Origin of the sequence: Streptomyces chartreusis (assembly GCF_008704715.1) — a bacterium.
GTDB lineage: Bacteria > Actinomycetota > Actinomycetes > Streptomycetales > Streptomycetaceae > Streptomyces > Streptomyces chartreusis.
In genome coordinates this window covers 5,381,508-5,403,136 of sequence record NZ_CP023689.1, presented here as the reverse complement: position 1 = coordinate 5,403,136, position 21,629 = coordinate 5,381,508, and the positions used below count along the sequence as shown (strand labels likewise).

General features: G+C 72.1%; 21 protein-coding genes and 1 pseudogene. 13 read left to right on the top strand and 9 right to left on the bottom strand.

Features of this window, described 5'->3' with window-relative positions:
* Positions 1-128 precede the first annotated feature (128 nt).
* The 3 genes from CP983_RS23740 to CP983_RS23730 are packed head-to-tail and all read left to right on the top strand — an operon-like array spanning position 129 to position 2,111.
* Positions 129-602 carry a DUF2771 domain-containing protein gene (locus tag CP983_RS23740; protein WP_176576617.1) on the top strand — a complete coding sequence of 158 codons (474 nt, stop codon included), beginning with the start codon at positions 129-131 and terminating at the stop codon, positions 600-602.
* Positions 572-1,273: a futalosine hydrolase gene (locus tag CP983_RS23735; RefSeq protein WP_150501638.1), complete on the top strand. Its 702-nt coding sequence runs from the start codon at positions 572-574 to the stop codon at positions 1,271-1,273. Before CP983_RS23740 ends, CP983_RS23735 begins: the two co-directional genes overlap by 31 nt.
* Positions 1,263-2,111 carry a 1,4-dihydroxy-6-naphtoate synthase gene (locus tag CP983_RS23730; RefSeq protein ID WP_189748787.1) on the top strand — a complete coding sequence of 283 codons (849 nt, stop codon included), beginning with the start codon at positions 1,263-1,265 and terminating at the stop codon, positions 2,109-2,111. Before CP983_RS23735 ends, CP983_RS23730 begins: the two co-directional genes overlap by 11 nt.
* 40 nt (positions 2,112-2,151) lie before the next feature.
* On the opposite strand, the gene CP983_RS44985 is transcribed toward CP983_RS23730, so the two are convergent.
* On the bottom strand, positions 2,152-2,535 hold the full coding sequence (locus CP983_RS44985) for a cold-shock protein (RefSeq protein ID WP_107906050.1): 384 nt from the start codon (positions 2,533-2,535) through the stop codon (positions 2,152-2,154).
* A 165-nt stretch (positions 2,536-2,700) separates the two neighbouring features.
* Between CP983_RS44985 and CP983_RS23720 the strand changes: the two genes are divergently transcribed.
* Positions 2,701-2,952: a hypothetical protein gene (locus tag CP983_RS23720; RefSeq protein WP_030958132.1), complete on the top strand. Its 252-nt coding sequence runs from the start codon at positions 2,701-2,703 to the stop codon at positions 2,950-2,952.
* Here the strand turns inward: CP983_RS23720 and CP983_RS23715 are convergent.
* The 3 genes from CP983_RS23715 to CP983_RS23705 all read right to left on the bottom strand — a co-directional run bounded on the left by CP983_RS23715 (position 2,928) and on the right by CP983_RS23705 (position 6,434).
* Positions 2,928-3,554 (bottom strand): HAD family hydrolase, encoded by a 627-nt coding sequence (locus CP983_RS23715; RefSeq protein ID WP_107906051.1) that lies wholly within the window; start codon positions 3,552-3,554, stop codon positions 2,928-2,930. The genes CP983_RS23720 and CP983_RS23715 overlap by 25 nt on opposite strands.
* Before the next feature lie 154 nt (positions 3,555-3,708).
* Positions 3,709-4,719: a hypothetical protein gene (locus CP983_RS23710; RefSeq protein ID WP_150501636.1), complete on the bottom strand. Its 1,011-nt coding sequence runs from the start codon at positions 4,717-4,719 to the stop codon at positions 3,709-3,711.
* A 74-nt stretch (positions 4,720-4,793) separates the two neighbouring features.
* Entirely contained in the window at positions 4,794-6,434 is a 1,641-nt protein-coding gene (locus CP983_RS23705; protein WP_150501634.1) for a substrate-binding domain-containing protein, read from the bottom strand.
* Between the two features lie 208 nt (positions 6,435-6,642).
* Here CP983_RS23705 and CP983_RS23700 point away from each other — a divergent pair, with 208 nt between their 5' ends.
* From CP983_RS23700 to CP983_RS23695, 3 genes are all read left to right on the top strand, one after another.
* A complete protein-coding gene (locus CP983_RS23700; protein ID WP_150501632.1) occupies positions 6,643-9,303 on the top strand; it encodes a helicase C-terminal domain-containing protein in 2,661 nt (886 codons plus the stop codon).
* Positions 9,304-9,489: 186 nt separating this feature from the next.
* Entirely contained in the window at positions 9,490-9,618 is a 129-nt protein-coding gene (locus tag CP983_RS44980; protein ID WP_093746457.1) for a hypothetical protein, read from the top strand.
* 74 nt (positions 9,619-9,692) lie between these two features.
* On the top strand, positions 9,693-9,908 hold the full coding sequence (locus CP983_RS23695) for a hypothetical protein (RefSeq protein ID WP_150501630.1): 216 nt from the start codon (positions 9,693-9,695) through the stop codon (positions 9,906-9,908).
* On the opposite strand, the gene istB is transcribed toward CP983_RS23695, so the two are convergent.
* Complete coding sequence (istB, locus tag CP983_RS23690) at positions 9,886-11,106, bottom strand: IS21-like element helper ATPase IstB (protein ID WP_150501629.1); 1,221 nt, start codon at positions 11,104-11,106, stop codon at positions 9,886-9,888. The genes CP983_RS23695 and istB overlap by 23 nt on opposite strands.
* Positions 11,107-11,256: 150 nt before the next feature.
* Here istB and CP983_RS23685 point away from each other — a divergent pair, with 150 nt between their 5' ends.
* A complete protein-coding gene (locus CP983_RS23685; RefSeq protein ID WP_107906057.1) occupies positions 11,257-12,900 on the top strand; it encodes a DNA repair helicase XPB in 1,644 nt (547 codons plus the stop codon).
* 45 nt (positions 12,901-12,945) lie between these two features.
* Here CP983_RS23685 and CP983_RS23680 read toward each other — a convergent pair whose 3' ends face one another.
* Positions 12,946-13,125 (bottom strand): hypothetical protein, encoded by a 180-nt coding sequence (locus tag CP983_RS23680; RefSeq protein WP_107906281.1) that lies wholly within the window; start codon positions 13,123-13,125, stop codon positions 12,946-12,948.
* A 293-nt stretch (positions 13,126-13,418) separates the two neighbouring features.
* Between CP983_RS23680 and CP983_RS23675 the strand changes: the two genes are divergently transcribed.
* Positions 13,419-15,467 carry a HelD family protein gene (locus CP983_RS23675; protein ID WP_150501627.1) on the top strand — a complete coding sequence of 683 codons (2,049 nt, stop codon included), beginning with the start codon at positions 13,419-13,421 and terminating at the stop codon, positions 15,465-15,467.
* A gap of 79 nt (positions 15,468-15,546) precedes the next feature.
* On the opposite strand, the gene CP983_RS23670 is transcribed toward CP983_RS23675, so the two are convergent.
* Positions 15,547-15,945, bottom strand: a complete 399-nt coding sequence (locus tag CP983_RS23670) for an ANTAR domain-containing protein (protein ID WP_150501625.1) — start codon at positions 15,943-15,945, stop codon at positions 15,547-15,549.
* 242 nt (positions 15,946-16,187) lie between these two features.
* Here CP983_RS23670 and CP983_RS45315 point away from each other — a divergent pair.
* A pseudogene (locus tag CP983_RS45315) lies at positions 16,188-17,140 on the top strand (helix-turn-helix transcriptional regulator).
* A 66-nt stretch (positions 17,141-17,206) separates the two neighbouring features.
* On the opposite strand, the gene CP983_RS23660 reads toward CP983_RS45315, so the two are convergent.
* Both CP983_RS23660 and CP983_RS23655 read right to left on the bottom strand, forming a co-directional pair.
* Positions 17,207-17,902 (bottom strand): copper homeostasis protein CutC, encoded by a 696-nt coding sequence (locus CP983_RS23660; protein ID WP_150501623.1) that lies wholly within the window; start codon positions 17,900-17,902, stop codon positions 17,207-17,209.
* Between the two features lie 291 nt (positions 17,903-18,193).
* Entirely contained in the window at positions 18,194-18,868 is a 675-nt protein-coding gene (locus CP983_RS23655; protein WP_150501621.1) for a maleylpyruvate isomerase family mycothiol-dependent enzyme, read from the bottom strand.
* A 325-nt stretch (positions 18,869-19,193) separates the two neighbouring features.
* Between CP983_RS23655 and CP983_RS23650 the strand changes: the two genes are divergently transcribed.
* The 3 genes from CP983_RS23650 (at position 19,194) to CP983_RS23640 (ending at position 21,565) form a co-directional block, all read left to right on the top strand.
* A complete protein-coding gene (locus CP983_RS23650) occupies positions 19,194-19,844 on the top strand; it encodes an HD domain-containing protein (protein ID WP_150501619.1) in 651 nt (216 codons plus the stop codon).
* Positions 19,845-19,871: 27 nt separating this feature from the next.
* Positions 19,872-20,978 carry a GNAT family N-acetyltransferase gene (locus CP983_RS23645; protein WP_189748790.1) on the top strand — a complete coding sequence of 369 codons (1,107 nt, stop codon included), beginning with the start codon at positions 19,872-19,874 and terminating at the stop codon, positions 20,976-20,978.
* A 113-nt stretch (positions 20,979-21,091) separates the two neighbouring features.
* Positions 21,092-21,565 (top strand): carboxymuconolactone decarboxylase family protein, encoded by a 474-nt coding sequence (locus tag CP983_RS23640; RefSeq protein ID WP_107906062.1) that lies wholly within the window; start codon positions 21,092-21,094, stop codon positions 21,563-21,565.
* Positions 21,566-21,629: the final 64 nt, after the last annotated feature.

The following is a 21,629-nucleotide window of genomic DNA, read 5'->3' as shown; positions in this document are numbered from 1 at the left end:
CGCGTCCCGGCGACGCGGTGAGGCACGGTCGCGGCGGCACGGTGACGCACACCCCGGCACCGTCGTGACATACGGCACGCCGCCCCCCACGTAGTCGGACGGCTGCACGCGCCCGATAGCCTTCGCCCATGACCACGCTGCAATCCGTTGTGCGACGCCGCCGCGCGCTCGCCGCCGCCGGCGCCGTTTCCGCCGGACTGCTCGTCCTGTCGGCCTGCGACAAGCCGACGCCGCTGGCCACGGTCACCGTCGGCACCGCCTCCGTGCACTCGGAGGCCACCTGCGGTGGTGAGGGCGAGACCCTCAAGACCACGGACCTGGCGCAGTGCCTGAAGGACAAGGACATCGAGTCCATCAAGGTGGACCCGGACGACACCGTGCGCTTCGGTGTCGACCCGGACATCGCCGACGAGGGCTGGACGATCCTGATGAACGGCCAGCCGCTCACCGACTCCAGCACCAAGACCTACCGCACCGTCCCGGGCAGCGTGTTCTTCAACGCCCAGTACGGCGCCAGCGGCGACTCCACGCTGGTGACCATCAAGGAGGGCGAGCAGAACGTGACGGGCCTGTGGTCCTTCAAGCTGGAAAAGGACAGCTGACCACGTCTGTCGTCCGTGTTCTCGTAGCCACCGCGGTCCCCGCCGAGCGGGACGCGGTGGCCGGGGCGTTCGCACTGCCCGGCGCCGAGGTGATCGCCGCCGGTGTCGGCCCCGCGCTGGCGGCCGCCGGCACGGCCACCGCCCTCACCCGGGCCGCCCTCGAAGGCGCCCCCTTCGACCTGGTGGTCTCGGCCGGCATAGCGGGCGGCTTCGCCCCCGACGCCCCCCTCGGCTCGCTCGTCGTCGCCGACGAGATCACGGCAGCCGACCTCGGCGCGGAAACCCCGGACGGCTTCCTGCCGGTCACCGAGCTGGGCTTCGGCACCGTCACCCACCGTCCGCCGGAAGCACTCGTACGGGAGATCGCGGCCGCCACCGCCGCCCGCCCCGGCGCCGTCCTCACCGTCTCCACCGTGACCGGCACCGCCGTGCGGGCCGCGTGGCTGCGTGAGCGCCACCCCACCGCCCTGGCCGAGGCCATGGAGGGCTTCGGCGTCGCCGAGGCCGCGGGCGCGCACCGCACGCCGGTGCTGGAGCTGCGCGCGATCTCCAACCCGGTGGGCCCCCGCGACCGCGCCGTGTGGCGCATCGGCGACGCGCTGGCCGCGCTGGCGGACGGTTTCGGGAAGCTCGCGCCCGTACTGGAGAGTTGGAACCCACATGACCAGTGAGCCGCTGAAGATCGCGTACTCCCCCTGCCCGAACGACACCTTCGTCTTCGACGCCCTCGCGCACGGCCGCGTCCCCGGCGGCCCCGCGCTGGACGTCACCTTCGCGGACATCGACATCACCAACGGCATGGCCGAGCGCGGCGAGTTCGACGTGCTGAAGGTGTCGTACGCGGTGCTGCCGTACGTCCTCGACGAGTACACGCTGCTGCCCTGCGGCGGTGCGCTGGGCCGGGGCTGCGGGCCGCTGGTGCTGACGCGGGAGGCGGGCGTCGATCTGACGGGCCGCACGGTCGCGGTGCCGAGCGAGCGGTCGACGGCGTATCTGCTGTTCCGGCTGTGGGCCGCCGACACGATCCCCGGCGGGGTCGGCGAGATCGTGGTGATGCCGTTCCACGAGATCATGCCGGCGGTGCGGGACGGGAAGGTCGACGCGGGACTCGTCATCCACGAGGCGCGTTTCACGTACCGGAACTACGGGCTCAACAAGCTTGCCGACATGGGCGAGCACTGGGAGGACACCACCGGGCTGCCGATCCCGCTGGGGGCGATCATCGCCAAGCGGTCGCTGGGAGCCGGGACGCTGACCGGTCTCGCGGACTCCATCCGTACGTCGGTGCGCGCCGCCTGGGACGACCCCGAGGCCTCCCGCGCCTACGTCATGGAGCACGCCCAGGAGATGGACCCGGCCGTCGCGGACCAGCACATCGGCCTGTACGTCAACGAGTTCACGGCCGACCTCGGCGAGGACGGCTATGCCGCCGTACGCGGACTGCTCACACGTGCCGCGGCCGAGGGACTGGTACCGCCCCTCGGCCCGGGTGCACTGGATTTCCTCTAGAAATCCCTGGAATCCGCCAGGTTCCCGGCGGGTCCTCGCTCTATACGTCGAGCTGGTCGGCGACCGCGCGAAGCAGACCGGCGATCTTCTTGCCGGCGGTCTTCTCGGGATAGCGGCCCCGCTCCAGCATCGGCGTGATGTTCTCCAGGAGGGTCGTCAGATCCTGGACGATGGACGCGAGCTCGTCCGGCTTCTTGCGCTGGGCGGCCGCGACGGACGGGGTCGGATCGAGAATGACGACCGAGAGTGCCTGGTCACCACGCTGACCGGCGACGACTCCGAACTCCACCCGCTGTCCCGGCTTGAGTCCGTCAACTCCGGCGGGGAGGACCGAGGAATGAACGAAGACGTCACCGCCGTCGTCGCGGGAGAGAAAGCCGAAGCCCTTCTCGCTGTTGAACCACTTGACCTTGCCGGTAGGCACGTCTGTCCTCGTCCTCGTACTCGTCGGAAAACTGCTTCGGAAAACGGCTCTTGATAGCACTACAGCGGGTCGACCACGACCCGCCGGTACCAAGGCTAATGGTCCCCGGGCGGGTGACAAGACGTCGCCCGGTAGTTCCCTCGCGCAGGGAACTACCCTGGTCCGGTGCGTGACAAAACCCAAACGAATTCCGCCGCTCCCGGCGACCGACTGATCCGTGCCGGCGCGGTCCTGTTCTTCATCGGTGCTGTGGCCACTCTGGTCACGGTGGCCCCGTTCCTGCTCGGCACGACGCCATTTCCGACATACATGTTCGGATTGAGCATGTTGATGGGCGTCGGATTCCTCGTCGCCGGCGCCGGAGTGTTCCGATCGATCGCGGCCGGAAGGCGTCAGGCGCGCGGCGCCTCGAGGTAACCGGCGAGCCAGTCCGGGAACTTCGTGAGATCCGCGAGGACGACATCGGCGCCGAGCGCGCCGAGTTCCTCGGCGCTGTACGGCCCGGTCGCCACCGTGACCGCGAGGGTGTCGGCGGCGCGGGCGGCACGGATGTCGCCCTGGTGGTCGCCGACGTAGATGCTCGCGCCGTACTCGCGCAGGGCCTCGGCCTTCTGCTCGGCCCAGAGGTTGCCGATGACCGCGTCCGGGTCGATGCCGAGGTGTTCCAGGTGCAGCTTGGCGTTCGGCTCGTACTTCGCGGTGACGACGATCGCGCGGCCGCCGGCGGCGCGTACGGCGGCTATCGCCTCACGGGCGCCGGGCATGGCGGGCGTCGCGGTGATGGCGATCGCCGGGTACATCTCGCGGTACTGGTCGGCGATCGCCGCGGTCCGCTCCGCGGGGAACCAGTTGATCAGCTCCTCCTCCAGCGGCGGGCCGAGGCGGGTGATCGCCAGGTCGGCGTCGATGTATGTCCCTGTGCGTTCGGCCAGCGCGACGTAGCAGGCGTGGATGCCGGGGCGGGAGTCGATGAGGGTCATGTCGAGGTCGAAGCCGACGGTGAGTGCCATATGGGCCATTGTGCCCAGGTGGCCGTGTCGGCAGACGCCGGGTGGGTGTGATGTGCGCCCAGCGCCTCGGGCCTGCTCGTCGCATGGCGGCTGCGGGTGATTCGTGGCTTGTCGCGCAGTTCCCCGCGCCCCTGGGTGGGCCACCTCGACCCCCGTCGGAGAGTTACCGCTGCTTCTGTGAGCGCCAGACGATGAACAGGGCCGATGCCACCGCCGCGGCCCTCAGGACCCAGGGCCAGGTTTCGGCGATCGCGGTGTTCGTGTGGCCCTCGGTGATGGGGGCACCCCAGCGGTCGTTGGTGCGGCCCCAGAGCCAGACCACGCCCGCGGTGAGGGAGAGGGCGGGCAGGATGATCACCGCCCACTTGGTCTCGGCGTCGCTGAGCCGGCGCGAGCCCCAGGCGATGAGCCAGCCGAGGAGCAGGGCGAGGAGGTTGCCGAGGACGGCGCCGGCGACGAGCAGGGCGGCGGCGATGAGCAGGAGCGGGTTGCTCCAGCGGCCGGAGGGCAGGGTGGGCCGGCGGAGGAAGCGGCGGCGGCCTTTCGACTCGTCCTCCTCGGCCTTCTCCAGTGCGGCCGGCTCCTCGACGGGCTCCGGCTTCCTCGGCGTCTCGTCCTTCGCGGGTGGGCGCCTGAGCATCTCCGGGATCTCGATGCCGCCGACGAACCCCGGGACGTCCTCGCCGGGGCCGAAGGGGCTGCTGTCGACCCGCCACCAGTCCGGCTGGACGGCGCTGTCGCCGAGGTCCGCGGTGCTCGCGAGATGAGGCGGCGCGGGCGCGTCGTCGCGGGCCGCGGTGGGCTCGGCGGGCCGCGGGCGCGGCACGATCCGGCGCAGCCGCCCCTTGGGGCGCCTCTCACCGGCGTCCTCGTCGCGGCTCGTCGGCTGTACGGGCACGGGGGCGACCGGCGGCCGCGGGGCGGAGGCGGTGCCTCCCCCTGAGGAGGTACCCCCGGCGGCCGTGACGACCTCGTCCGGGGTGCCGAGGCGGGCGATGATGCGGCGGACGGCGGCGGGGTTGTCGACGGGCGCCTTGGCACGCCGCCGGTCGATCTCGCCGCGAAGTTCGTTCACCAGGCGCATACGGGTGGACGACGGCAGCTGCCGTTGCTGCGCCACGTCGCCGACGCGGCTCAGATACTCGTAGACGACCTGGTCGCTCTCGATCCCCACGAAGTCCCCTCCGGGGTGCGTGCGTTGGATGCCCGGGGGACGACGTTAGCGCAGGACAGGACAGGTGAGGTGGCTCAGGCCGGGCGGCACTCGCCCGAGTTCTGCACTTCGGAGCACAGGCCGTGGCCGTGATCGCGGAGGATGTCGCGGCCGCTCTGCTGGGTGAGGAAGTTCAGGAAGGCCGCGGCGACGGAGCCGGCCGGGGCCTCTCCGTAGGTGTAGGCGAACTCGGTCTGCCAGTACGGGTAGTTGGTGGCCCCGACGCCCTCCGCGGTCGGTTGCCTGCCGTCGATCGTGACCTTGACCAGCCCGTCCGCGGCCCGGTGGCCGGCCACGGCGGTGGCCTCGCTGTAGCCGACGGCGCCGGGGGTCGAGGCGGTGGTGTTCAGCATGGTGTCGGTGCTGGTGACCTCGCAGCGGCCGTACCGCTTCGGGTCGAGGGCGGCGCAGTCGGTCTCGGTGAACTGGGGCGGTTCCTTGCCGGCGAGGACCTTGGCGACGAGGGTGCTGCGGGTGCCCGAGCCGGGGTCGCGGTTGACCAGGTGGACGGGTACGTCGTTGCCGCCGATGTCGGACCAGTTCTTCACGCGGCCCGCGAAGACGTCCCGTATCTGGTCCAGTTTCAGGTTCTCCACGCCGGCGTCCTTGTTGACGACGAGGGTGAAGACGGAGAGCGCGACGGGTCTGGGGATCAGCCGGGGGTGGCCGTCGGAGGCGAGGCCGTCGGTGAAGGCGAGGTGGTCGCGCAGGCCCTCTCCGACGGGGATCCCGGCCTCCTTGCCGGCCTTGTCGAGGTCGGTGACGCCGTCGGTGCTGCCCTTGAAGGTGTCGTCGGCGAGCGGGATGTGCACGTCCGCGCCGTCGCACCGCGCGAGGTAGTCCTGGGCGGCGGCCCTGACCGCGGGCGCGAAGGCGGTGGAGCCGTGCAGGTACAGGGTGCCCTTGACGCAGTCCAGCGGGGGCCGCTTGTCCTCGCGGACGAAGAGCGTGAAGTTGGCCTGTACGGCGACGGCCGCGATCAGGATCCAGATGACCCACCAGGCGGGCCGGGAGGCGAAGACATGGCTCTCGGTCCTGGTCGCCTTCAGCCTCAGCAGCCGGATCAGCGGGTCGTACCAGCGCTCCTGTCCGTCGGTGCCCTGGACGACGGGGTCCGGGAAGGGGTCGGTGCCGGTGTCCGCGGGCCAGCGTTCCAGCACGACGAGCACCTTGTACTCGGCGCCGCGGGGCAGCGTCACCTTCGGGAGCCTGATGGTGCCGGTGCGGTCGACCGCGTTGTTGTTGCGGCGGAAGCCGGGCTTGGCGACGGTGCGGACGCTGTCGCCCTCCGTGACCTCCTCGAAGAAGAAGTCGCGCAGCGCGTTGTTGCTGGGGTCGGTGAGGACCACGGCGGCGACGCGGCGGTCGCGGAAGGTGACCTTGATGCCGTAGGGGTCGGCGGGGTCGGCCAGGTAGTCCTCGGAGACGATCTTGGTCGATCCGGCGTTCTCGATGCGCAGCAGGACGAACGAGGGATCCTTGAGCTGGTGGCCGTCGTGCCGCATGTCCCCGAGCACGTCGGCGTACGGCTTGTCGGCCGCGTCCGCGGCGAGGGTGTCCATCTGCACCCGGTAGCCGAGCCGCTTGCGGCCGACGACGGCGAACTCCCACAGGAACGCGGCCACGGGAAACGCGAGACTCAGGATCGCGATCCACTGCTCGGCCTGCTCGCTCATGGCGTCCCCCAATTCCCTTGAGCCGTGAAGTAGTTGACCGGGAGCCCAGCGTGACCAGTGGGGGCGAGGTGTTGCCAGGGACACTGGAATCCTCCGGACGATGTTCATCCGGGGGTCATCTGCGAAACGTTCTGTTCGCCCGGGGGACCCGATCCGGCCTCGCAGTCGTGGGCCCGACCGCCGGAGGCGACCCGCTAACGTGGGCAGGATGAGCGACCCGGCCACACCGCCCCGTTCCCTCGCGGAGGATCTCCGTGTGCGGGACGACGCCTCGCTGACCATGCTTCTGCGCAGCCGGCCCGACCTCATCACCCCCGTCCCGACCGACCTGACCCAGCTGGCGACCCGCGCCGGCACCCGGGCCTCGGTGGTGCGCGCCCTGGAGCGGCTGGACCGTTTCGCGTTGCAGACGGCGGAGGCGCTGGCCGTGGCGACGGACCCGGCGACTTACGACGAGCTGCTCGCCCTGATGGCCGGCGACGAGGGCGACCCGGTGGTCACCGGAGCGCTGCCGCACGCCCTGGGCACCCTGCGCGAGCAGGCCCTGGTGTGGGGCGCCGACGACCGGCTGCGCCTGGTGCGCACGGCGCGCGAGCTGCTCACGCCCTCCCCGCAGCACCCCTCCCCCACGGGCCTCGGGCCGACCGTGCAGGAGGCGACGGCGGGCATGTCGCCGGGCCGTATCCAGGAGATCGTCACCACGGCCGGGCTGCCGTCGACCCACGACGCGGTGTCCGCGGTGTCGGCGCTCACCGCGCTGTTCACCGACCGCACACGCATGACGGCGCTGCTCGCCCACGCCCCGGAGGAGTCCCGCGAGGTCCTCGCCCGGCTGGTCTGGGGGCCGCCGTACGGCCAGGTCACCGCCGACCCCGCGGCCCGCCTGCGCTGGCTCCTCGACCGCGGCCTCCTGCTGCCGACGGCGCCCGGCACGGTCGTACTCCCCCGCGAGGTGGCCCTGCACCTGCGCTCCGGCCGCGCGCACCGCGCCACCGAGCCGCTGCCGCCGCCCGTCGAGCCGGCCTCGACGCACGGTCCACAGGTTGTGGACACGACGGCGGCGGGGCAGGCGTACACCGCGCTGGCCACCGTCGAGGAGCTGCTGAAGGACTGGCACGAGGGCGGGCCCGCGGTGCTGCGCGCCGGCGGTCTGAGCGTGCGCGACCTCAAGCGCACCGCCGTCGCCCTCGACGTGCCCGAGCCGGTGGCCGCCTTCTGGACCGAACTCGCCTACGCGGCGGGCCTGCTGGCCTCCGACGGCGAGGCCGACGAACGGTTCGCGGCGACGCCCGCCTACGACGAGTGGCTGGAGCAGCCCGCCGCCGAGCGCTGGGCCCGGCTCGCGGAGTCGTGGCTCGCGGCGACGCGGACGGCGGGCGTGGTCGGCGGGCGGGACGCCAAGGACCGTACGTTGTCGGCGCTGGGCCCCGGCCTGGACCGCTCCGCCGCGCCCGAGGTGCGGCACCGGGTGCTGACGCTGCTCGCCGGACTGCCGCAGGGCGCGTCCCCGGCGCCCGAGTCGGTGCTGGCCCGGCTGCGCTGGGAGCGTCCGCTGCGCGGCCCGCAGCGCGACGACGACCTGCGCGCCCGGCTCGCCCGGTGGACGCTGAACGAGGCGGAACTGCTCGGCGTGACGGGCCGAGGGGCACTGTCGGCGCAGGGGCGGGCGCTGCTGGGGGCGCCCGAGGCGGGGCCCGGCGGGCAGCCGGGAGGCCGGGGCCGGAGCACCGGGCCGTCGGCCACCGGCCCGACCGGGGCAACCACCGACCCGACCACGGCGACCACTCACGACGCCACCCCCGCGGGGCCGACCCCGCCCGCCGGCGCCTCCACCGGCCCCGGCGACAAGCTCCCCGTCCATCACGAGCACCCCCGCCCGGCGGGCCCGTCCGAGCCGCTCTCTCCCGTCGAGCAGGCCGTCGCCTCCGCTGCCGCGGCCCGGCTGCTCGCCCCGCTGCTGCCCGAGCCGCTGGACCACGTCCTGCTCCAGGCCGACCTGACGGCCGTGGCGCCGGGGCCGTTGCGGCGGCCGCTCGCCGACACGCTGGGTGTGCTCGCGGACGTCGAGTCCAAGGGCGGCGCGACGGTTTACCGGTTCACGCCGGGCTCGGTGCGCCGCGCGCTTGACGCCGGGCGCAGCGCCTCCGACCTGCACGCCTTCCTCGCCGAGCACTCCCGTACCCCGGTGCCGCAGCCGCTGGCGTATCTGATCGACGACGTGGCGCGCAGGCACGGCCATCTGCGGGTGGGCGCCGCGTCGGCGTACGTCCGCTGCGACGACGACGCGGTGCTGAACGAGATCCTCGCCGACAAGCGGGCCGCCGGTCTGCGGCTGCGCCGGCTGGCGCCGACCGTGCTGGCCGCCCAGGCGGACCCGGCGGGCCTGCTGGAGGGCCTGCGCGCGATGGGCTTCGCGCCGGCCGCAGAGTCGGCGGAGGGCGACGTCCTGATCACCCGCGCCGACGCCCACCGCACCCCGCCGCGCTCGGCCCCCGAGCCGGTCCCGGACGGCCCGCCGACGCCGGACGCCACGCTGCTGGCCGCCGCGGTCCGCGCGATCCGGGCGGGCGACCTCGCCTCCACGACACCGCGCAAGCCGAGCGGGGCGGCCACCGCGATGACCGGCGGCGAGCTGCCCCGCACCACCCCCGCCGAGACCCTCGCCACCATGCAGGCCGCCGTCCTGACCGGCGAGTCGCTGTGGATCGGCTACGTCAACGCCGAGGGCTCCGCGAGCCAGCGGGTGATCGCGCCGGTACGGGTCGAGGGCGGGTTCGTGACGGCGTACGACCACACGGCGGACGAGGTGCGGACGTACCCGCTGCACCGGATCACGGGCGTCGCCGAACTCGCGGACGACCAGATCTGAGGACGGCCGGGCCGGCCCGCCCGGCTCACTCGTCCGGGCGTACGCGGCGACTCATGCACGCCACGCCGAGCTTTTCCGACTCTTGAGGGACCTTTCGGATCTTTCCGCATTGCGACGCATGGCGCAGGGCAGCCACCCGGTGTCCTGATCACGCTCAAGTGAGCGCAACAGAGAGGTAGTTGTCCCATGCGCACAGCGCGTCGTCTCGCCACCGTCCTGGCCGCCGCGGCCCTGATGATCGGTGCCTTCACCACGCAGGCCGCCGCGGTCAGCGTCGACATCGCCGGGCTGGTGGTCGAGACCCCGCAGGTCTGACGCACTCCATGGGGCCGGTCCCGGCGAACCAGGGCCGGCCCGCCCTCCCCCCACCGAAAGGTTCTGAGGTCCCCATGCGTTCCGAGCGCACCGCCCGCAGCCGCACCGCCCTGTCCGTCGCCGTTCTCTCGACGGCCGCGGCCCTGGTCACGGCCCTCGCGCCCGCGGCCGCCGCGGCACCCTCGCTGCCGCTGCCGCTCCCGGTGGCCGGTGGGGAGTCCCTGGTCACCGAGGGACTCACCATCGAAGGACCGCTGATCAACAACGTCAGTCTGCCCACGCTGAGGTAGCGCGGCGCATCCGGTAGCTCTCGCCCTCGATCCGTACGAGCTCGGCGTGGTGGGCCAGCCGGTCCGCCATCGCCAGGGCCGAGGGGCCGCCGAAGACCTCGTCCCAGCGGGCGAGCGGGCGGTCGCTGGTCACGATGAGCGAGGCCCGCTCGTAGCGGTGCGCGACCAGTTGGAAGAAGAGCGCCGCGGTCTCCGGGTCGAAGGGCGTGTAGCCGACCTCGTCGACGATCAGCAGGGCGTGCGCGTCGAGGGCGGTCAGCTCCCGCGCGAGCCGTCCGGCGTCCCGGGCCGCGGCCAGCCTTGCGGCCCACTCGGCCGCGCTCGCGAACAGCACCGAGTGCCCGGCCTGGCAGGCCCGCACCCCGAGCCCGACGGCGAGGTGTGTCTTGCCGGTGCCGGGCGCTCCCACGAAGACCACGTTGCGTCCGGCGGTGACGAAGTCCAGCTTGCCGAGCCGGGCGACGGTCTCCCGGTCGAAGGCGCGCGGGTGCTCGGAGTCGAAGTCCTCAAGCAGCTTGCGGGCGGGGAACCCGGCGGCACGCAGCCGCTCCTCCGCGCTCGGCGCGTCCTCGCGCGGGCCGGACTGCGCCGGCACGAAGACCTTCGCGGCGGGCGCCTCGGGGACGGGCTCGTGGTGGGGGGTCTGCTGATGGGCCCGCTCGGCCTGCGCGGCCATCGGCCCCGACATGTACGCCAGGATCGCCGCCGAGGCGATGAACGCCATGTGGATGACCGTGCCCCACATCAGCGAGTGGTGCGAGGTGCGGTGGACGTCCACGAACATCTGGAGCAGATGGACGGAGGAGATGCCCACGATGGCGGTGGCGAGCTTGACCTTCAGTACGTTGGAGTTGACGTGCGAGAGCCATTCGGGCTGGTCGCGGTGGCCCTGGAGGCCGATGCGGGACACGAAGGTCTCGTAGCCGCCGACGATCACCATGATCAGCAGGTTCGCGATCATGACGACGTCGACGAGTTTGAGCACGGCGAGCATGACGTACGTCTCAGTGGCCTGCCCGGTCACACAGCGGAGAATTAAGGCCCAGAGTTCATTGAAGAATTTGTAGACGTACACCCCCTGAGCGGCGACGAGGCCGAAGTAGAGCGGTGCCTGCAACCAGCGGGTGGCGAACAGGGCGAATCCGAGGGTGGTGGTCGGCGGGGACGGTTCACGATCGATGGCCTGCACGTTCGGCATTCTTCGCAGCCGCCGCCGTATAGGTGAAACCACACCACTCACAGGAATGAAAAGACATCCTGTAGGACTCCGCAGGACTCCTGCGGGGCTTGGGGAACGATCAGGCACACTGGACGTTTGGTCGAGTGGTGAGCGGAAGGACGGACCCACGTGAACGGACCATTGATCGTCCAGTCGGACAAGACCCTGCTCCTGGAGGTCGACCACGAGCAGGCCGACGCGTGCCGTCGGGCGATCGCGGCGTTCGCGGAGCTGGAGCGGGCTCCCGAGCACATCCACACCTACCGGGTCACCCCGCTCGGGCTGTGGAACGCGCGCGCGGCCGGGCACGACGCCGAGCAGGTCGTGGACGCGCTGGTGACGTACAGCCGCTACCCCGTGCCGCACGCGCTGCTGGTCGACATCGCCGACACGATGGACCGCTACGGCCGCCTCACGCTCTCCAAGCACCCCACGCACGGCCTCGTCCTGACCTCCACCGACCGGCCGGTGCTGGAGGAGGTGCTGCGCTCGAAGCGGATCGCACCGCTCGTCGGGCCGCGCATCGACCCGGACACCGTGGCCGTGCACCCCTCCGAGCGCGGGCAGATCAAGCAGACGCTGCTGAAGCTGGGCTGGCCCGCCGAGGACCTCGCCGGTTACGTCGACGGCGAGGCGCACCCGATCGAGCTGAACGAGGACGGCTGGGCGCTGCGGCCCTACCAGAAGCAGGCCGTGGAGAACTTCTGGCACGGCGGCAGCGGCGTGGTCGTCCTGCCCTGCGGCGCGGGCAAGACCCTCGTCGGCGCCGGGTCCATGGCGCAGGCGAAGTCGACCACGCTCATCCTCGTCACGAACACCGTCTCGGCCCGGCAGTGGAAGCACGAGCTGATGAAGCGGACGTCGCTCACCGAGGAGGAGATCGGCGAGTACAGCGGGACGCGCAAGGAGATCCGGCCCGTCACCATCGCCACGTACCAGGTGCTGACGACGAAGCGGAAGGGTGTCTATCCGCACCTGGAGCTCTTCGACTCCCGCGACTGGGGCCTCATCCTCTACGACGAGGTGCACCTGCTCCCGGCGCCCGTCTTCAAGTTCACCGCCGATCTCCAGGCCCGCCGCCGGCTCGGCCTGACCGCGACCCTGGTCCGGGAGGACGGGCGCGAGTCGGACGTGTTCTCGCTGATCGGCCCGAAGCGGTTCGACGCGCCGTGGAAGGAGATCGAGGCGCAGGGGTACATCGCGCCCGCCGACTGCGTCGAGGTGCGCGTCAATCTCACCGAGTCCGAGCGGCTGGCGTACGCCACCGCCGAGCAGGAGGAGAAGTACCGCTTCTGCGCGACGACGGACACCAAGCGGAAGGTCACCGAGGCCCTCGTCCGGCGGTTCGCGGGACAGCAGATCCTGGTCATCGGCCAGTACATCGACCAGCTCGACGAGCTGGGGGAGCATCTGAACGCCCCCGTGATCAAGGGCGAGACCTCCAACGCGCAGCGCGAGAAGCTCTTCGGCGCCTTCCGGGAGGGCGAGATCAGCGTCCTGGTGGTGTCCAAGGTCGCGAACTTCTCGATCGACCTGCCGGAGGCCACGGTCGCGATCCAGGTCTCGGGCACCTTCGGCTCGCGCCAGGAGGAGGCACAGCGCCTCGGCCGGGTCCTGCGTCCCAAGGCCGACGGCCACAAGGCGCACTTCTACTCGGTGGTCGCCCGCGACACGATCGACCAGGACTTCGCCGCCCATCGCCAGCGCTTCCTGGCGGAACAGGGCTATGCGTACCGGATCGTGGACGCCGACGAGATCCTCGCGGAGGGATAGCGGGCCGGGACGGGCGCCCGCCGGACGGTCACTTGACGCGGACGGTCACTTATGGCGGACGCCCGCTTCCTCTCCGTACTCGCCGAGGACGATCACGTCGAAGGCCGCGCCCGCGAACACCCTGACGGCGCGCAGGGCTTCGCCGAAGCGATGACGGTGGCTCCCCTGGAGCGCGGTCGCTCCGCGGGCGCCCGCGGGGGCTGGGTGAATGGTTGCTGCGCTCATGTCTTCCATGATGCGTTCGCGGACATAAAGGCCGCATCGGCCTGCGGACCGAAGCCGCGCACCGTCCGCGTACGTCTCGGGACGGACCGCGTACCCCCAAGGAGGAGGGCCGCGTCCCCTAGGGGTCGGAGCATGGGTACAGGGTCCGGAGGGGCCGAAAACTCATTGGCGTCCGACTCGCGCACTCACCTAAAATCTCCGCTCTTGCCCGCCTCCGTTCACGGAGTGCTGCCGACCGGACGGAAACCGGCCGGCTCTCTCACCCATCACGCAGGTCCTCCGGAGGCACCCCCTTGTCCACGCCCGTCGACGACCCCCTGGATCCGCTGTCCCGAGAGCGCTCCCACCTCGCCGGCTCCCGCGCCGCCCTGCGCGCCATGCGGGAGGACGTCGAGTCCCTCGACATCAGCGACGTCACCGCGAACTGGGTCAACGCCGAGGTCCTCGCCCGCCAGATCGACGACCGCATCAAGGCACTCGCCGACCTCAGCGACACCCCGCTGTTCTTCGGCCGCCTCGACTACCTGCACGCACCCGGCGCCGAGCAGGCGGAGGGGGCCGAGGGCGAGCGCTTCTACATCGGGCGCCGGCATGTGCACGACGCCGAGGGCGACCCGATGGTCATCGACTGGCGTGCGCCGGTGTCACAGCCGTTCTACCGGGCCTCCAAGAAGGACCCGTTGGACATCGGGCTGCGCCGCCGCTTCGGGTACACCGGCGGCGATCTCACAGCGTACGAGGACGAGCACCTCTCCGACCCCGCCGAGGCGGCCCGCACCAGCAAGCTGCTCCAGCAGGAGATCGAGCGCCCGCGCGTCGGCCCGATGCGCGACATCGTGGCGACGATCCAGCCGGAGCAGGACGAGATCGTACGGTCCGGGCTCGGCGGGACCGTGTGCGTGCAGGGCGGCCCGGGCACCGGGAAGACGGCGGTCGGCCTGCACAGGGTCGCCTATCTCCTCTACGCCCACCGCGAGCGGCTCGCCCGCACCGGCACCCTCGTCATCGGGCCGAACAAGTCCTTCCTGCACTACATCGAGCAGGTGCTCCCGGCGCTGGGCGAGTTGTCGGTCCGCCAGGCCACGGTCGACGACCTGGTCGCCCATGTCGAGGTGCGCGGCGCGGACGACGCGACGGCCGCGGTGGTCAAGGGGGACGCGCGGATGGCGGAGGTGCTGCGGCGCGCGGTCTATTCGCACGTGACCGTGCCGACGGAGCCGGTTGTCGTCGTACGGGGATCGCGGCGGTGGCGGGTCCCGGCGTACGAACTTGAAGAGACCGTGAGGGAGTTGCTGGACCGGGGCATCCGGTACGGCGCCGCCCGCGAGGCGCTTCCGCAGCGCATCGCGCACGCCGTGCTGGTGCAGATGGAGCGGTCCGGTGAGGCGCCGGACGACCGGGTGCAGGACGCGGTGGCCCGCAACAGCGCGGTGAAGGCGGCCGTGAAGGCGATCTGGCCGCCGGTGGACCCGGCGAAGCTGGTGCTGCGGCTGCTGACGGACGCGGACTTCCTGGCCGGGCACGCCGCGGAGATCCTCTCCGAGGAGGAGCAGAAGACGATCCTGTGGGCGAAGCCGGTGCGGTCGGTGAAGTCCGCGAAGTGGTCGGCGGCGGACGCGGTGCTGATCGACGAGGTGAACGACCTCGTGTCCCGCACGGCCTCGCTCGGCCATGTCGTCCTCGACGAGGCGCAGGACCTCTCCCCCATGCAGTACCGGGCGGTGGGGCGTCGCTGCACGACCGGTTCGGCGACGATCCTCGGCGATCTGGCGCAGGGCACGACACCGTGGGCGACGCGCAGTTGGGACGAGGCGCTGGCCCACCTCGGCAAGTCGGAGGGGGTCATCGAGGAGCTGACGGCCGGGTTCCGTGTCCCGACGGACGTGATCGCGTACGCCTCGCGTCTCCTCCCGCACATCGCGCCGGGGCTGGCGCCGGTGGCGTCGATCCGTGAGAACCCCGGGTTCTTCGAGGTCCGGGAGGTCTCGGGGACGGCCGAAGTGGTCTCCGCCTGCGGGGAGTTGCTGCGCCAGGAGGGGTCGATCGGCCTGATCGCCGCGGACGCCCGGATTCCGGCGCTGTCCGAGGCCCTGGCCGAGGCGGGCCTCACGTACCTCGCCCCCGGCGAGGAGACGACCCGGCAGACCCGCCTGACCCTGGTCCCCGCGTCGCTGGCGAAGGGCCTGGAGTACGACTACGTCCTCCTGGACGAGCCCCAGGCGGTGGTGGACGGGGAGCCGGACGAGCGGACGGGGCTGCGACGGTTGTATGTCGCGCTGACGAGGGCGGTGTCGGGGCTGGTCGTGGTGCATGGGGCGGGGTTGCCGGTGCAGTTGGGGTGACGGCCGGGGGGTCTGGGGTGGTGCCGGAGAGTGGTGAGGTGCGGGTGCGTGGGGGCTGGTCGCGCAGTTCCCCGCGCCCCTAGGGGGTTGCAGCCCCGTCGGCCCATTGTTCGGCGCCGCTGGGGGCCGGTCGCGCGGTTCCCCGCGGACCTCGGTGTCCCGGGGCGAGCACGGGCCTGCGCAGGGTGGGGCCCACGGCGGTCACCGCCTCGCGCAGGGCCGGGTCGATCCCGTCCGGCAGCCGCCCGGAGGCGGCCCACCGCAGGACGTCCTCGGCGACCTCCCGCAGCTTGACGTTGGTGTTCTGGGAGACCCGCTGGAGCACGTCCCAACTCTCCTGGCCGTCCAGGCCGTGCACCGCGCGGAGTACGCCGATGGCCTGGTCGACGACGGCGTGCGAGACCAGGGCGTGGCGCAGCTGTTCGACTTCCCGCTGAAGTGCCGCGATCTTGTCGAGCAGGTCCTTGTTGTCCGTCATGTACGTCCGCTCCGCCTTCCCGTGCCCGCCGAGCGGTGGCCCGTGGGCGACGGCACCGATCCTTTCCACCCTCCGTCGTCAGGTACGGCTGCCACCAGCCGCGCAGCGAACGACATCACGGCCGGCCGTCCGGAAAACGAAAGGACCGGGGCGGGCGTCCGGGGCCGGAACGCGGGTACGAGAAATCGGACCGACGTCGCCTGCGAGGGAAGGACGATCCGTGGCGAGTGAATGGGCAGCGCGTGCAGACGCTCACATTCGACAGTGACGACATGGGGCGCACCGAGGAGTTCCTCAGCCGCGCCTACGCCAGGATGCGCATCGGCAACGGCAGCACCGGGGCCGGCCGGGCCCGCATCGAACGCAATGCCATCGAGTCGGTCAGTGTCGACGAGCTCGATCTGGACTTCGACATGAGCTACTCGGTCACCCCCCTGGGCCGGATCTGTCTGTGCCTCATGCACGAGGGCACCATCGAGGACCACACGGTCCACGGTGTACGGGACTCCTTCGGACCCGGTGACGTGGTGTACTTCGCGCCTCCCGAGCTGCCGTACGAGGGACGGGTCTGCGGTGCCCGCTACAACATCACCATGCTGGACCCGGCCCTGCTGAGCCAGGTCGCCGCAGGGGCGACCGGGGGCGGTGCGGTCCGGCTGACCGGCCACCGGCCGCATTCACGGGAGGCGGCGGACCGGCTGCGGCAGACCATCGTCCATCTGCGCGATCACGTGCTGGCCGTGCCCGCCGTCGCCGACCAGCCGCTGGTCGCCTCCACCGCCGCCCAGCACCTCGCCGCGAGCTCCTGGCCACCTTCCCGAACTCGGCGCTGACCGAGCCGACCGGCTCCGACCGTCAGGACGCCCACCCGGCAGCGCTGCGCCGGGCGCTGACTCACATCGACGACCACGCGGACCGGCCCGTCACCGTCGCCGAGATCGCCGAGGCGGCCCATGTGACCGTCCGGGCGCTGCAGTACGCCTTCCGCCGGCACCTCGACACCACGCCGCTCGCCCATCTGCGCACGGTGCGGCTCTCGCACGCCCATGAGGCCCTGCTCGCCGCCGACCCGGGCGAGGGCGTCACGGTCACCGAGATCGCGGCCCGCTGGGGCTTCCACCACCCGGGCCGCTTCGCCGCCCTCTACCGCGAGTGCTACGGCCACTCACCGCACCGCACCCTGCACGGCTCCTGACGCGCCGGGGGCACGGCACCCAAGCCGAGGGCGTCGGATCGAGCGACCGGTTTCCACCGCGATCGGCTACGCGCCCCCGTCCAGCACCGCTCGCCACTCCGCCACCGCCGTCGCCGACACCGGCCCGGTCCAGCCCTCCGGGCGGGCCGCGCCGCCGATGTGGAAGGCGTCGATGCCGGCGTCCAGAAGGGTCGGGACGTGGTCGAGGCGCAGGCCGCCGCCGACCAGGATCCGCTGCTCGTACCCGGGCTCGCCGCCCCTGACCGCCTCGGCGAGGAGAGTGGGCAGACCGTCGTCCACGCCCTCGGCCGAGCCGGCCGTCAGGTAGGTGTCCAGTCCCGGCATCCCGTCCAGCTGCTTGCGCAGGGCGTCCCGGTCGGCGGCGCGGTCGATCGCACGGTGGAAGGTCCACCGGCAGCCGCCGAGCACGCCCACGACCCGTTCGACGGCCTCCAGATCGACCCCGCCGTCGGCGTCGAGGAACCCGAGCACGAACTCGTCGGCGCCGGCGTCCCGCATCGCGCGTGCCGTCCGCACCACCCGCTCGACGTCCCCGACCGCGAAACCGTCCGCCAGCCGCAGCATCACGCGCAGGTCGATGTCGACGGCGGCACGGATGCCGGCGAACGTCTCCACCGGCGGGGTCAGCCCGTCGGCCGCCATGTCGGTGACCAGTTCGAGCCGATCCGCACCTCCGGCCTGGGCGGCGACCGCGTCCTCGACGCCGAGGGCGATCACCTCCAGGACTGCACGCTTGCTCATGGGACCCCATTCCTCGGCATTGGACGACGCTAAAGGTCTAGCCCAAACAGGTCTAGTCCAATCCCACCCTACGCCTCGAATAATCACCCCAGGTGCGCGGGGAACCGCGCGCGGCCACCATTGCCGGGCCAACCGATCAACCGACGGCTCCGCACCCCCCCCATGGACGCCGGGAACGGCCGAGCCATCAACCAACGGCTCCGCAACCCCCCAGGGGCGCGGGGAACTGCGCGACCAGCCCCCACCCACCCGCAGCCCGCAACGACCAGCACCCCCCGAACCTCTCCTCACTCACCCGAAGATGTTCAACTCCTTCGCCTCGACCCCCACCAGCTCGAACCCCGCCCCCTCCACGGCCCGCCCCGCATACAGCCGCACCAGCGTCGCCGCATCCCCGATGTACCGGGCCGGAGGCCGCGGCGCCGTCGGGTCGCCCAGCCGCAACGGCTCATCGACGTCGTCGACGTCCGCATGGACCGGAACGAGCCGCCGCTCCCGGGTCAGCCACGTGAGCAGCCGCAGCGCGTCCGGCAGCCCGTCCCCCGCATACGCCCCCGGCGCCCCCAGCACCTCCCGCACATCCCCGGCATGCACCCACTCCCCGAGCGCGACACCGTCCAGCGCCCCGCCCGCCCCGGCGATCACCGGCCCCGCCTCGGTCATCCCCCGCTCCAGCTCGTCCACGACCCGCGCGTCATTCCACTCGGCCCGCTCGGCGATGTCCCGGTCGTTGCACTCGGGCGAGAACACCCCCTCCTCGAACCGCCCCTCGACCACCCGCATCAACGCGGCCGAGCAGTGCGCCAGCACATCCCGCACCGACCACCCCGGACACGCGACCGTCGGCAGCGCGAAATCCGCCGCCGGCCTCCCCCGCAACAGCGGCACCAGCGCATCCCGCTCGACGACCAGCAGCCGCCCCGGCAGCCCGGGATCCCGTACGTCGTGCACGTCAGCAGAAGTCATGCCCTCCAAGCTAGGTGCTCCACCGACAGCACCGCAGCGGTGCCGCGACCGCCCGTCGGTCGTCCGCGGGTCCGTCGTGGCCGGTCGCGCAGTTCCCCGCGCCCCTTGCGGCGCTCACGAACCGGCACGCGAGCGGCACCGCCCCGACCCACGTGAGTCGACCCACCCAGGGGCGCGGGGAACCGCGCACGGCCGCCATCGAAGCGCCAACCAAACAACCGACGGCCCCGCAACCCCCCAGGGGCGCGGGGAACTGCGCGACCAGCCCCCACCCACCCGCACCCGAACACGACCCTCCCCGCCCCCGACCCACCACAATGACCCCATGCCCGACCTCGACACGGACGCCCTCCGCACCCGCTTCACCCGCACCCTCGACTCGGCCCGCTCCCCCCTCACCGCCCCCGCCCCCACCCCCTACGCCGACGCCCTTCTGACCCGCTGGCAGGAACCCCAGCGCCGGTATCACACCCTCGCCCACCTCACCGCGGTTCTCGACCGCGTCGACGAGTTGGCCGGGTATGCCGACGACCCGGACGTCGTACGGCTCGCCGCCTGGTTCCACGACGCCGTCTACCTCCCCGACCGCTCGGAGAACGAGGAACGCTCCGCCCGGCTCGCCGAACGCGCGCTCACCGAGGCCGGCGTCCCAGCGGACCGCACCGCCGAGGTCGCCCGGCTCGTGCGACTCACCGTCACCCACGACCCCGCGCCGGACGACCGCGACGGCCAGGTCCTGTGCGACGCGGACCTCGCGATCCTCGCCGCGCCGCCCTCCACGTACGCCGCCTACACGGCCGCCGTCCGCGAGGAGTACCACTTCGTCCCCAGCGACGCCTTCCGCGAGGGGCGTGCCGCGATCCTGCGCCAACTCCTCGACCTGCCGAGCCTGTTCCGCACCCCGCACGGCAGGAAGGAGTGGGAGGCGACGGCCCGCTACAACCTCGCCGGCGAGCTGGAAATGCTGTCGCCCTGACCGATGAGGGCCCGTAGCCTGCCGCACATGCGACACATGGGCGGGGAACGCGTGACCGAGGCCGTGGCGAGCTGCGTGGCACTGCTGCGCTCCGCGGCGGACCGCGACTGGGAGGCCGTACCGGCCGGGCGGCTGAAGTGGAGCTGTCACAGGACGGCGTTCCACATCGCCGAGGACCTCGTCGGCTACGCCGGGCAGTTGGCGGCCCGCGCCCAGGACGCGTACGTGCCCTTCGAGATCACCCTCGACGAGGGCACGGACAACGAGGGCCTGATCCAGGTCGTCGAGATGGGCGGCGCCCTGTTCTCCGCCGCGATCCGCGCCACGCCCCACGAGGTCCGCGCCTTCCACCCGTACCCCTTCCGCAGCGCGAACCGCGAGGGTTACGCCGCGATGGGGATCGCAGAGGTGCTGCTGCACACGCACGACATCGCCGAGGGCCTCGGGCTGACGTACGAACCGCCCGCCGAACTCGCCGAGTTCGTCCTCACGACGATCTTCCCGCACGTCCGCCCCGGCCCGGACCACTGGCGCACCCTGCTGTGGGCCACCGGCCGCGGCGACCTCCCGGGCCGTCCGCCCGTCACCGAGTGGCGCTGGAACAACAACCTCGTCATCCCCACCGACCGCCTCACCCTCCAGGGCGTCACCCCCGCCGCCGCCACCGACCTGCACACCGGCGGCGACGGCGGCTTCGAGTGGGTCGACGGCGGCCCGTTCCAGGGCACGCGGGACGCGGCGGGCATGGTCGTGAAGGCGTACGGGGAGGGAGTGCACCGGCCCGAGTGGGGGCTGTTCGTTCTCGTACGCCGGGAGGACGGCCGCGCGATCGGCGGCATCGGCTTCCACGGTGTACCGGACGAGGAGGGCCATGCCGAGGTGGGCTACGACCTCACCGAGGCCGCCCGCGGCCAGGGCTACGCGACCGAGGCCCTGCGCGCCCTGTCGGACCACTCGCTGACGGGCGACGAGGCACACGGACTCATCGCGGCCATCCACGAGGACAACGCCCCCTCGCAGGGCGTCGCCACCCGCGCGGGCTATGTCCGGGCGAGCGTCGAGGAGGAGCGCACGGCGTACGAGGAACGGGACATGGACCGCGAACTCAGGCTCTACGTCCGCCGGAGCGCCTGACGCCAGAGGTAGTGACCCAGGTCACATTTCTTCCGGTCACAACGGGCCGGACCCCTCCGTCATAGCTGTGTAACCACCCACAACGGCTACCAGCAACGGCTGAGGAGTTCACCATGAGCGCACGTCTGAACGCCCTTGAGATCCCGACCGTCGGCAAGTTCGTGAAGTACATCGCCTCCGCGGGCAAGGTGATCCACGACTCGTCGCTGCCCGTCGCGACGCAGAACATGGTGACCCTGCGCGCCAGCCAGATCAACGGCTGCGGCTTCTGCACCGACATGCACTTCAAGGACGCCGTGGCCGCCGGCGAGGACACCGTCCGTCTCAATCTCGTCGCCGCCTGGCGGGAGGCCACCGTCTTCACCGAGGCCGAGCGCGCGGCGCTGGAGCTGACGGAGGCGGGCACCCGTATCGCCGACGCGGCCGGCGGCGTACCGGACGACGTCTGGGAGAACGCCGCCAAGCACTACGACGAGGAGCAGCTCGGCGCGCTGGTGTCCCTGGTCGCGCTGATCAACGCCTTCAACCGGATGAACGTCATCGTCCAGCAGCCGGCGGGCTCCTACCAGCCCGGCCAGTTCGCCTAGGACCCGTCGGCCAGAAGACCTGAGGCCCGGCCTGCCGCAGCCCTCTGGTCCTCCTCTTCCCGGA